General features: G+C 66.1%; 12 protein-coding genes. 7 read left to right on the top strand and 5 right to left on the bottom strand.

The window, feature by feature from the left end; all coding sequences use genetic code 11:
* Both infB and rbfA read left to right on the top strand, forming a co-directional pair.
* On the top strand, positions 1 to 2,056 hold a 2,056-nt coding region (gene infB / locus E3O25_RS00395), incomplete at its 5' end, for a translation initiation factor IF-2 (protein WP_134360194.1).
* Positions 2,057 to 2,279: 223 nt separating this feature from the next.
* Positions 2,280 to 2,780: a 30S ribosome-binding factor RbfA gene (gene rbfA, locus E3O25_RS00390; protein ID WP_092109552.1), complete on the top strand. Its 501-nt coding sequence runs from the start codon at positions 2,280 to 2,282 to the stop codon at positions 2,778 to 2,780.
* A gap of 118 nt (positions 2,781 to 2,898) precedes the next feature.
* On the opposite strand, the gene E3O25_RS00385 is transcribed toward rbfA, so the two are convergent.
* Genes E3O25_RS00385 through E3O25_RS00375 form a run of 3 tightly spaced genes read right to left on the bottom strand, consistent with a single transcriptional unit; the run spans position 2,899 to position 5,106 of the window.
* Positions 2,899 to 3,411 carry a dihydrofolate reductase gene (locus tag E3O25_RS00385; RefSeq protein ID WP_092109555.1) on the bottom strand — a complete coding sequence of 171 codons (513 nt, stop codon included), beginning with the start codon at positions 3,409 to 3,411 and terminating at the stop codon, positions 2,899 to 2,901.
* Positions 3,408 to 4,220 carry a thymidylate synthase gene (locus tag E3O25_RS00380; RefSeq protein ID WP_370448696.1) on the bottom strand — a complete coding sequence of 271 codons (813 nt, stop codon included), beginning with the start codon at positions 4,218 to 4,220 and terminating at the stop codon, positions 3,408 to 3,410. Before E3O25_RS00380 ends, E3O25_RS00385 begins: the two co-directional genes overlap by 4 nt.
* Positions 4,221 to 4,242: 22 nt before the next feature.
* Positions 4,243 to 5,106, bottom strand: a complete 864-nt coding sequence (locus E3O25_RS00375) for an A/G-specific adenine glycosylase (protein WP_134360192.1) — start codon at positions 5,104 to 5,106, stop codon at positions 4,243 to 4,245.
* Between the two features lie 47 nt (positions 5,107 to 5,153).
* Here E3O25_RS00375 and E3O25_RS00370 point away from each other — a divergent pair, with 47 nt between their 5' ends.
* On the top strand, positions 5,154 to 5,756 hold the full coding sequence (locus tag E3O25_RS00370; RefSeq protein WP_092109560.1) for a hypothetical protein: 603 nt from the start codon (positions 5,154 to 5,156) through the stop codon (positions 5,754 to 5,756).
* Between the two features lie 3 nt (positions 5,757 to 5,759).
* On the opposite strand, the gene E3O25_RS00365 is transcribed toward E3O25_RS00370, so the two are convergent.
* Positions 5,760 to 6,752 (bottom strand): ketopantoate reductase family protein, encoded by a 993-nt coding sequence (locus tag E3O25_RS00365; RefSeq protein WP_092109563.1) that lies wholly within the window; start codon positions 6,750 to 6,752, stop codon positions 5,760 to 5,762.
* A 76-nt stretch (positions 6,753 to 6,828) separates the two neighbouring features.
* On the opposite strand from E3O25_RS00365, the gene truB reads away from it, so the two are divergent.
* From truB to E3O25_RS00345, 4 genes are read left to right on the top strand one after another with little or no spacing between them, the layout of a single operon-like run.
* A complete protein-coding gene (truB, locus tag E3O25_RS00360; RefSeq protein ID WP_092109565.1) occupies positions 6,829 to 7,758 on the top strand; it encodes a tRNA pseudouridine(55) synthase TruB in 930 nt (309 codons plus the stop codon).
* Positions 7,755 to 8,123 (top strand): hypothetical protein, encoded by a 369-nt coding sequence (locus E3O25_RS00355; protein ID WP_092109568.1) that lies wholly within the window; start codon positions 7,755 to 7,757, stop codon positions 8,121 to 8,123. The genes truB and E3O25_RS00355 overlap by 4 nt, the downstream gene beginning before the upstream one ends.
* 60 nt (positions 8,124 to 8,183) lie before the next feature.
* Positions 8,184 to 8,621 carry a hypothetical protein gene (locus E3O25_RS00350; protein WP_134360191.1) on the top strand — a complete coding sequence of 146 codons (438 nt, stop codon included), beginning with the start codon at positions 8,184 to 8,186 and terminating at the stop codon, positions 8,619 to 8,621.
* Positions 8,618 to 9,565, top strand: coding sequence for a bifunctional riboflavin kinase/FAD synthetase (locus E3O25_RS00345; protein ID WP_092109573.1), 948 nt, complete (start codon positions 8,618 to 8,620; stop codon positions 9,563 to 9,565). The genes E3O25_RS00350 and E3O25_RS00345 overlap by 4 nt, the downstream gene beginning before the upstream one ends.
* On the opposite strand, the gene E3O25_RS00340 is transcribed toward E3O25_RS00345, so the two are convergent.
* Positions 9,562 to 9,780 carry a hypothetical protein gene (locus E3O25_RS00340; protein ID WP_134360190.1) on the bottom strand — a complete coding sequence of 73 codons (219 nt, stop codon included), beginning with the start codon at positions 9,778 to 9,780 and terminating at the stop codon, positions 9,562 to 9,564. The genes E3O25_RS00345 and E3O25_RS00340 overlap by 4 nt on opposite strands.
* Positions 9,781 to 9,899 lie beyond the last annotated feature (119 nt).

The following is a 9,899-nucleotide window of genomic DNA, read 5'->3' as shown; positions in this document are numbered from 1 at the left end:
AGCCGGCGGCGCACGCCCCGGATTCACTCGTCCCGGCGCTCCGGCCGGAGCCCCCGGCTTCGGGCCGCCCCGCCCGGCCGGCGGTGGCGGTGGAGCCGGTCGCGGTCGCGGCCCTGGCGGTGGTACCGCTGGTGCCTTCGGTCGCGGTGGCGGCAAGAACAAGGCGCGCAAGTCGAAGCGTACGAAGAGAGCAGAGTTCGAGCTGCGCGAGGCCCCGTCGCTGGGTGGCGTATCAGTACCCCGCGGCGACGGCGGCACCGTTGTTCGCCTGCGTCGCGGAGCATCCATCACGGACTTCGCCGACAAGATTGACGCGAGCCCCGGAAACCTCGTCACCGTACTGTTCCACCTCGGTGAAATGGCCACGGCAACGGAGTCCCTCGACGAGGCCACGTTCGACGTGCTCGGCAGCGAGCTCGGCTACAAGATTCAGATGGTCTCGCCCGATGACGAAGACCGTGAGCTGCTGCTCGCGTTCGACATCGACATCGACCAGGAACTCGAAGACGAAACCGATGAAGACCTCGAGATTCGTCCTCCCGTCGTCACCGTCATGGGCCACGTCGACCACGGTAAGACCGCGCTTCTTGACGCGATCCGTAACGCCAAGGTCGCCGAGGGTGAAGCAGGTGGCATCACGCAGCACATCGGCGCCTACCAGATCATCACCGAGCACGAGGGTATCGACCGCGCGCTGACCTTCATCGACACACCGGGCCACGAGGCGTTCACCGCCATGCGTGCTCGTGGTGCGCAGGTCACCGACATCGCCATCCTCGTGGTCGCTGCCGATGACGGCATCATGCCGCAGACGATTGAGGCGCTCAACCACGCCCAGGCGGCCAACGTGCCGATCGTGGTCGCGGTGAACAAGATCGACAAGCCCGGCGCGAACCCGCAGAAGGTGCGTCAGCAGCTCACCGAATTCGGTCTCGTCGCCGAAGAGTACGGCGGAGACGTCATGTTCGTCGACGTGTCGGCCAAGAACAAGACCGGTATCAAGGAAATTCTTGACGCCGTACTCCTGGTCGCCGATGCCGGACTCGACATGCGCTCCAACCCGAACAAGGACGCCCGCGGTGTCGCCATCGAGGCCCGCCTCGACAAGGGTCGCGGCGCTGTGGCAACCGTGCTCATCCAGTCCGGAACGCTGCACGTGGGAGACTCCATCGTCGCCGGAACGGCCTACGGCCGTGTTCGTGCGATGGCCGACGAAAACGGTGTTGCCGTTCTCGCCGCCACGCCGTCTCGCGCGGTTCAGGTGCAGGGCCTGTCGAGCGTTCCCCGCGCCGGAGACACCTTCCTCGTCATCGAGGAAGACCGCACCGCCCGTCAGATCGCCGAGAAGCGTGAAGCCGCCGAGCGCAACGCCCTGCTGGCCAAGGCCCGCAAGCGCATCAGCCTCGAAGACTTCACCCGTGCGCTCGAAGAGGGCAAGGTCGAGTCGCTCAACCTCATCATCAAGGGTGACGTCTCCGGTGCCGTTGAGGCCCTGGAAGAGTCGCTGCTCAAGATCGAGGTCGACGATTCGGTGCAGCTGCGGATCATCCACCGTGGTGTCGGTGCGGTCACGGAGAGCGACGTGAACCTCGCTACCGTCGACAACGCCATCATCATTGGGTTCAACGTTCGTCCCGACACGAAGGCCCGCGAGCGTGCTGCCCGCGAAGGCGTCGACGTGCGGTTCTACTCCGTCATCTACTCCGCCCTCGAGGACATCGAGAATTCCCTCAAGGGAATGCTCAAGCCCGAGTACGAAGAGATCCAGAGCGGTATCGCCGAAATTCGCGAGGTCTTCAGCTCGTCGAAGTTCGGAAACGTCGCCGGTGTCATCGTGCGGTCCGGTACCATCACCCGAAATGCCAAGGCTCGCGTCATTCGCGAGGGCATCGTGGTGGGGGACAACCTGGGCATCGAGTCGCTGCGTCGTTTCAAGGACGACGTCACCGAGGTTCGCACGGACTTCGAGTGTGGTATCGGACTGGGCAAGTTCAACGACATCCGAATTGGCGATGAGATCGAGACCATCGAAATGAAGGAGAAGCCGCGCGTCTAGCGTTGGTTTCGGGGGGTCGGGCTTCTCACGAAGCCCGACTTCCGCATTGGGTCGGGTCTCCGCGGAATTTCCTGTCAAAGGAAAGAGCGGGACCCCTACCCCGATTCCTCTTTGCCAGAAAACTCCGCTCCGACCCTCAGTTGGGTGGGCAGCATCCGTGTAATACGGAGACAAAACACAGAATGATCCGGCGCTTCGGCGCCGGCAAACAGGGAGTATCGAAATGGCAGATCCGGAACGCGCCAGAAAGATGGCGGACCGCATTAAGGTCATCATCGCCAAGCGGCTGGAACGGGGACTTCGCGATCCGAGGCTCGGCTTTGTGACCATCACCGATGTGAAGGTCACGGGCGATCTGCAGCACGCCTCGGTGTTCTACACCGTGTACGGCTCAATCGAGGAGCGCACCGAGAGCGCAGCGGCGTTGAAGGCCGCCACCGGCCTCATGCGCAGCGAGGTCGGCAAGAACATCACGGCGCGGCTTACCCCGTCGATCGAATTCATCGCCGACGGCATCCCCGAGAACGCCGCGCTCATCGACGACCTGCTTCGTGAAGCCCACGATCGGGATACCGCGACCGAAGACAGCAAGGGCACCGCCACGTACGCCGGCGACGCCGACCCGTACAAGAAGCCGCGCGACTACGACCTCGACGACGACTCTGATGACGATGCGTCTGCAGACGACGACGAGCCCGACGCCGCGAGCACCCCGAAGCACTAGCACCACCAGCACTCGCACCACCAGCACGACCAACCGGGCCCGGGCCCGGAAACTGGGCCCATGATCTATCGTGCTCCCGCTTTCCGGGCCCGGGCCCGGAAAGGTTTAAGGCGGGGGATTACGGGGCCGGGGCGGGTTCGGTGGTGCGCTCGTAGCGGGTGAAACGGTAGGGGAGCGCGGTGCTCGAGCGCAGCCATCCGCTTGCCGGGTCGGTGGCGACCCTGGCCCAGGCCGCGTCGAGCGCGGGCGCGACGGTGTCGCCGGCGATCGAGGCGTCGATCTCGGTCACCTCGAGTACGTCGGCGTGCGGCAGCGCGAGCCGATAGATTTCGGCGCCGCCGATCACCCAGACCGGCCCCTCGGCCAGCGCGAGGGCCTCATTGAGACTGTGCGCGACGGATGCCCCCTCCGCGGCCCAGCGCTGCTGCCGGGTGATCACGATGTTCTGCCGGCCCGGGAGAGGGCGAAAACGCTCCGGGAGCGAATCCCAGGTCCGTCGCCCCATGATGACGGCTCCGCCCCGGGTGACCGCGCGAAAATGCGTCAGGTCCTCCGGCAGATGCCAGGGCATGACCCCGTCGGCTCCGATCACCCCGCCGACCGTCTGCGCCCAGATCAGGCCGAGGGTCATACCGCGACCGCGCCCTTGATGGCGGGGTGATGCTGGTAGTTCTCCAGCATGAGGTCGTCGTACTCGTAGTCGAACAGGCTCGCTCGACCCGGCTTGATGCGCAGGGTGGGGGAGGGGAACGGCGTGCGGGAGAGCTGCTCGGTGACCTGCTCGACGTGGTTGTCGTAGATGTGACAGTCGCCGCCGGTCCAGACGAACTCGCCGAGTTCAAGCCCGGCCTGCTCGGCGACGAGCTGGGTGAGCAGCGCGTAGCTGGCAATGTTGAACGGCACGCCCAGGAACAAGTCGGCGCTGCGCTGGTAGAGCTGGCAGGAGAGTTTGCCGTCGGCGACGTAGAACTGGAACAGGGCGTGGCATGGGGCGAGCGCCATTTTCGGCAGGTCGGCCACGTTCCAGGCCGAGACGATCATTCGGCGGGAATCCGGGTCGGTGCGGAGGGTGTCGAGCACCTGGCTGATCTGGTCGATGGTCTCGCCGCCCGGGGTGGGCCAGGAGCGCCACTGCACGCCGTAGACCGGGCCGAGCTCGCCGCTCTCGTCGGCCCACTCATTCCAGATGCGTACGCCCTGCTCCTGCAGCCAGGTGACGTTGGAGTCGCCGCGCAGAAACCAGAGCAGTTCGTAGGCGATCGACGCGAAGTGCACCCGTTTGGTCGTCACGAGGGGAAAACCGTCGGCGAGGTCGAACCGCAGCTGGCGGCCGAAGACGCTGCGGGTTCCGGTTCCGGTGCGGTCCGCCTTGCGGGCACCATTCTCGAGGGTGTCGCGCAGCAGGGCTGAATACTGGGCATCGGCAGCTAAAGAAGTCACCGATCCATCGTAAACGATTCGCTCAGGTCGGCAGGGTGTATCCGTCGTCGGCCGGAATGGCGAGTCCATCGGCTACGAGGCTGGCTAGTGCGCGCCGCAACTGGGCCGCATCCGACCAGAGGGTGGCGATCTCGGCATCCGTCACCGAACGATGGGTTGACCGCAGCTCGGCCATGATCAGGCCGCGCACCTGCCGGTCGCTTCCCGCGAACTTCTTCTGCACCGTCTTGCGGGTGCCGGTGTATTCGGGATAGTCGGCGGCCCGCCAGGCACAATCATCCCGAATCGGGCATACCGCGCAGTGCGGGCGGCGGCTGGTGCAGACGACGGCGCCGAGCTCCATGATCGCGGCGTTGAACAGCGCGGCCTCCTGCGCGCTCTGCGGCAGCAGCGCCCCCATCGCGTCGAGGTCCCGGCCCCGGCTGGGCGGCGAGGGTTCCCCGACCCCGGCGATGGCGCGCGCGATCACCCGCCGAGTATTCGTGTCGACGACCGGATGTCGATGGCCGTACGCGAACGCGGCCACCGCTCGCGCGGTGTAATCGCCAATGCCGGTCAGAGCCAGCAGATCATTTAGATCGGAGGGCACCACACCGTCGTGCAGCTGGGTGATCTGCACCGCTGCGGCGTGCAACCACAGTGCGCGCCTCGGATACCCCAGGCTGGACCAGGCCCGTACCGCCTCGCTCGGCGGCACCGCGGCGAGGGAAGCCGGTGTCGGCCAGCGCGTCAGCCACTCCTCCAATCGGGGAATGACCCGGTTCACCGGCGTCTGCTGCAGCATGAACTCGCTCACCAAAATGCCCCAGGCCCCGAAGCCGTCGCGGCGCCACGGCAGGTCGCGCGCGTTCGCCACGAACCAGGAGTTGAGAGCGGAACTAATCATTTTCGCAGAGGGTGTGACGTTCATCCGTTCTAACCTAGGCTCGATTCATGAAGCTGGTTTCCACTCCCCGCACCGATTTTCTGCGCGTCCTCGCCGCCGAGATCCTGCACAATTACGGTCGTGGCCGCACGGTCATCGCCATCGGCGGAACGGATGCCGACGCTCGCGCCGCCTTCGCCGACGATCTCGCCGCGGTGTTCCGCGAAGACGAGCGTCACGTTTTTCGGGCGAACCTGCGCTACTTCCAGCACTCCCGCGCCGAGCAGCAGCGACTCGCTCCCGACACCCCCGAACGGATGTACCGGGTCGGCTATGACTACTCGGCCCTGCGCCGGGTGCTCGTCGAACCCTTCCGAATGGGCGGCAGCACCGGGTTCGTCACCGAACAATTCGACCCCGATCGGGACGCCTGGATTCAACCGACCTGGCAGACCGCCCCCGCCGATGCCATCCTCATTCTCGATGGCGACTACATCAATCGGCCCGAACTGCACGGGCTCTGGCTGTACAGCGTGCTGCTCGAGGGTGCACCGGCGAGCGCGTCCCAGACGCAGTACCTCGCCGAGGTGCACCCGCGCGACGTCGCCTCGGCCGTCGTCGATACGACGAACCCCGAGGCCCCGCGCCGCGTGCTGACTGACCGCTGCTGACGCCTACCGAAACCGGGCCAGAACCTCGGCCGGGGCCAGAAACCGCCCGCGTTGCTCGACCTCGTGCACAAGTTCGGTCAGCAGCGTGTTCATCGGCGCAGCCAATCCGGCCGCGTTTGCTGCGCGTACCACCGCCCCGTTGAGAAAATCGATCTCGGTGCGTTGGCCGCGCGCAAGGCTCTGCAGGGTTGAACCCTGGTTCGGCACCGTTCCCATGCGCGCTCGCATCGAGCGTGGCAGCAGCTGGCCGGCCCAGACCGGCGCGAGCGCAAATAGATGCAGTCGCCTGTGGGAGAGGCCCTGCAGCGCCCCGAACCGCACGCCCGTCGCCAGAGCGACCCGCACGGTTTCCCGCATGCTCCGGGTTACCAACCGGCGCAGTCCCGCCTCGCCGATCACCGCCTGCACGCTGAGCCCGGTGATCGCCGGCAGGGCGTTGAGCATGTTGACGACGAGTTTGGTCCACTGAGCGCCGACGAAATTATCGAGTGCCACGGTGGGGGTGGCGGCGGCCAGCACGGCCTGCCAGCGCTGGGTCTGCGCGTCGACCTCGCCGTCGCCGCGCCCGAGATAGCTCGGCGCCACCGTCGTCACCCGCACCCGGCCCGGCCCCTCGTAGTGGGCGGCAATGATCGTGATCAGCCCGAAACACTCGGACCGCGGCAGCAACCGTTCGGCGGTCGTAACCCCGTCGAGACCGTTCTGCACGACGATCACGGGTGTGCCATCGAGAACGGCGGCGTTCTCGGCGATCGCCGCCGCAGCATCCTGCGCTTTGGTGCAGATCAAAGCCAGGTCGCACGGTTTCGACAACCGGTCGACCGCGAGGGGGTGCGCGAGAAGATCACCGAAACCACCGCTCAACTGGATGCCGTCGGAGCGCACAGCAGAAAGCGCGCCCGCGCGCATCGTCACCACCAGGTCGTGTCCCTGAGCCGCGAGCAGGCAGGCGAAGGTGCTGCCCAGGGCACCGGCTCCGATCACCGCGATTCTCACGGCTCACATATTACGGGCCCAGGCGCCCGGCCCGATTCGCGCCTCGACGGCACTCGCACGCTGATACCCTCAGGAAGTGACCAGCGGCCTTCTACTCATCGACAAGGCGCAGGGCTGGACCAGCCATGACGCTGTCGCCCGAACCCGGCGCCTGGCCGGAACCCGCAAGGTTGGCCATGCCGGTACCCTCGACCCCATGGCGACGGGACTGCTCGTGCTCGGCATCAACAGCTCGACCCGGCTGCTGACCTACGTGGTCGGCCAGGGCAAGGAATACCTCGCGACCATCCGCCTCGGCCAAGCCACCTCAACGGATGACGCGGAGGGTGACAGCCTGACCCGCGCCACCGCAGAGGCGGTCGCCGCCATCACTCCCGCAGCCGTCGCGGCGGGCATGGCAGACCTCACCGGTGACATCAGCCAGCAACCCAGTGCGGTCAGCGCCATCAAAGTGGACGGCAAACGTGCCTACGCCAGGGTGCGGGCCGGTGAAGACGTGCAGTTGCTGTCCCGTCCGGTGACCGTGAGCGAATTCGCACTGCTCTCGAGCACCCCGCGGGACGGTTTTCTCGACCTCGAGGTGCGCGTCGAATGTGGCTCCGGCACCTACATTCGCGCCCTGGCCCGTGACCTCGGCGCCGCGCTCGGCGTCGGCGGCCACCTCACCGCCCTCCGCCGCACGCGCATCGGCCCCTTCAGCATCGACGACGCTGCGACGCTGGAACAGGTCGACGTCGTCGCCGCGCTCATTTCGCCAGCGGATGCCGCCACCCGGCTGCTGGCGCGCCTCGACCTCTCCGCCGAGCAGGCGACCGACCTAGGCCACGGCAAACGAATCACGGTCGAACCCGATGCGACCCGCACCGGACCGGTCGCCGCTATCGCCCCCGATGGCCGGCTGGTCGGACTGGTCGAGTATCGCGGCGATCAGGCCAAGTCGCTGCTGAATTTTCCGCCAGACCTTCCCGATCAACCGCACCAGAGCGAATCGACACCCGCGTCATGATCGAATGGTTCACCTGGCTGCAACTGGCCATCGCCGTGCCGGGCGGCCTGCTCTGTGTTGTACTCGGTCTGGTCGGACGCAAACCCACCGACCTCACCATGGGCGCGACCGCGCTCGTCGAACTCCTGCTGATCGTGCAGCTCGCGGCCGCGATCGCGGCGCCGCTGGCCGGCAACACGGCCACCGGCAGTCTGCTCGAGTTCTACACCTACCTGGTCAGCGCCATACTGCTGCCGGTTGTTGCCGGTTTTTGGGCGCTCGTCGAACGCAGCCGTTGGAGCACGGTCATCCTCGGCGTGACCTGTCTGTCGGTCGCGGTCATGCTTTACCGCATGAATCAGATCTGGAACGTGCAGGGGAGCTGACGCGGTTCGGGGTTCGCTGCGGATGCTGCAATAATTAGCGAACCAAATGAATGCCGAGCGATGACAGAAGCCCAGACCGAACAGACCGGCCCCGCCAATCGGGTGAGCGGCATCGGCCGACTCCTCATCGCCGTTTACGGCGTGCTGGCCCTCGCTGCCACCGGGCGTTCGTTCGTGCAGATCGTGCGCGCTTTCGACGACGCCCCGCTCGCGTACTCGCTGTCGGCTTTGGCCGCCGTGGTGTATATCGTCGCGACGATCGCCCTGGTCAGGCGCACCGCCCTCTGGTATCGAATCGCCTGGTTCACGATCGGCTTCGAACTGCTCGGCGTGCTCCTGGTCGGAACGCTGAGCCTCGTCGATCCCGCCCTGTTTCAGCACGCCACAGTGTGGTCGGTCTATGGCAGCGGCTACCTGTTCATTCCCCTCGTGCTGCCGCTGCTCGGCATGTGGTGGCTCGCGCGCCATCCCCCCGCGCCAACCGGGAGCCGGACATGAAAACCTTCCACGGCGTCGACTCGGTACCCAGCGACTGGCCGCCCTCGGCCGTGAGTATCGGCAAGTTCGACGGCGTGCATGCCGGACACCGGGCCGTTCTCAGCGAGCTCAAGGCCATTGCCGCGCGGGAGCAGCTCGCCGCCGTCGTGGTCACGTTCGACCGGCATCCGCTTGCCTTGCTGGCTCCTGAGTCCTGCCCGAGCGCACTGATCAGCGCCGATCAGAAGCTCAAGCTGATCGCCGAGACCGGTGTTGACGCGACCCTGCTGCTCGAATTCAACCACGCCCTGTCGAGCCTGCCGCCACGGCAGTTCATCGAACGCATCCTGGTCACCGCCCTGCGCGCCCGCTTCGTGCTGGTCGGTCGCGACTTTCGCTTCGGGGCGAAAGGTGCCGGTGATGTGGCACTGCTGCGTGATCTCGGCGTCGAGTTCGGCTATGAGGTGCGCATGATCGAGGATGTGATGCCCGATGGTACCCGGAGGGTGTCGTCGACCTGGATTCGCGAGTTGCTCAGCACCGGCGCTGTGGCCGCGGCCGGCCGTTTGCTCGGGCACGTGCCGACCGTGCGCGGCTTGGTCGTGCACGGCGCTGCTCGCGGTCGCGAGCTGGGCTTTCCCACGGCCAACCTGTCAGCCGATTCTGAGGGCTTGATTCCCGCTGACGGCGTGTACGCCGGTTGGCTGACGGATGCCGGTGCTCGCTTTCCCGCCGCTATTTCGGTGGGCAACAACCCCACCTTCGACGGCGTCGCACAGAAGCAGGTCGAAGCCTACGTGCTCGACGAGGTCAATCTCGACCTGTACGACCACGTCGTCGACGTGTCTTTCGTGGAACGGATTCGCGGCATGGTCGCCTACTCGGGTATTGATCCGCTGATCGTGCAGATGCGCGATGATGTCGCGCGCGCTCGCACGATTTTGGGCCGCAAGACCTCGATCTAGTCCAGCCGCAGCCGGTTTCCGACGGCGAACCAGGCCGTCGCTCCGAACAGGGGAGCCAGCAGAACGGCCAACACCCAATTCGTGCGCACGGTCGGGCACAGATGAGCGGCGCGCCCGATCTGAACCATGGCCACGAGCGAAAGCCCGAGCACGATCATTCCGGCCAGCAGCGCAACGCCGACACCCACCCACTCATAGTCGCTCGCATTCCCCATGCCGGAAACCATACCAAAAAGAATGTTTATTGTATAGCCACAAAGGTGTACACCGGTTGTCTGGGGAACTCCTGGGGGTCAGTTCGCCCCGGTACGCTGGGGGCACGAGCATTTTTCCT

Origin of the sequence: Cryobacterium sp. TMT1-3 (genome assembly GCF_004402315.1) — a bacterium.
GTDB classification, from domain to species: domain Bacteria; phylum Actinomycetota; class Actinomycetes; order Actinomycetales; family Microbacteriaceae; genus Cryobacterium; species Cryobacterium luteum.
The sequence above is the reverse complement of the archived record's forward strand: the minus strand, read 5'-3'. Positions and strand labels throughout refer to the sequence as shown.

Coding starts and splice junctions, on each gene's coding strand:
- rbfA (WP_092109552.1), top strand. CDS start 2,280: ATGGCAGATCCGGAACGCGCCAGAAAGATGGCGGACCGCATTAAGGTC.
- E3O25_RS00385 (WP_092109555.1), bottom strand. CDS start 3,411: ATGACCCTCGGCCTGATCTGGGCGCAGACGGTCGGCGGGGTGATCGGA.
- E3O25_RS00375 (WP_134360192.1), bottom strand. CDS start 5,106: ATGATTAGTTCCGCTCTCAACTCCTGGTTCGTGGCGAACGCGCGCGAC.
- E3O25_RS00370 (WP_092109560.1), top strand. CDS start 5,154: ATGAAGCTGGTTTCCACTCCCCGCACCGATTTTCTGCGCGTCCTCGCC.
- E3O25_RS00355 (WP_092109568.1), top strand. CDS start 7,755: ATGATCGAATGGTTCACCTGGCTGCAACTGGCCATCGCCGTGCCGGGC.
- E3O25_RS00350 (WP_134360191.1), top strand. CDS start 8,184: ATGACAGAAGCCCAGACCGAACAGACCGGCCCCGCCAATCGGGTGAGC.
- E3O25_RS00345 (WP_092109573.1), top strand. CDS start 8,618: ATGAAAACCTTCCACGGCGTCGACTCGGTACCCAGCGACTGGCCGCCC.
- E3O25_RS00340 (WP_134360190.1), bottom strand. CDS start 9,780: ATGGGGAATGCGAGCGACTATGAGTGGGTGGGTGTCGGCGTTGCGCTG.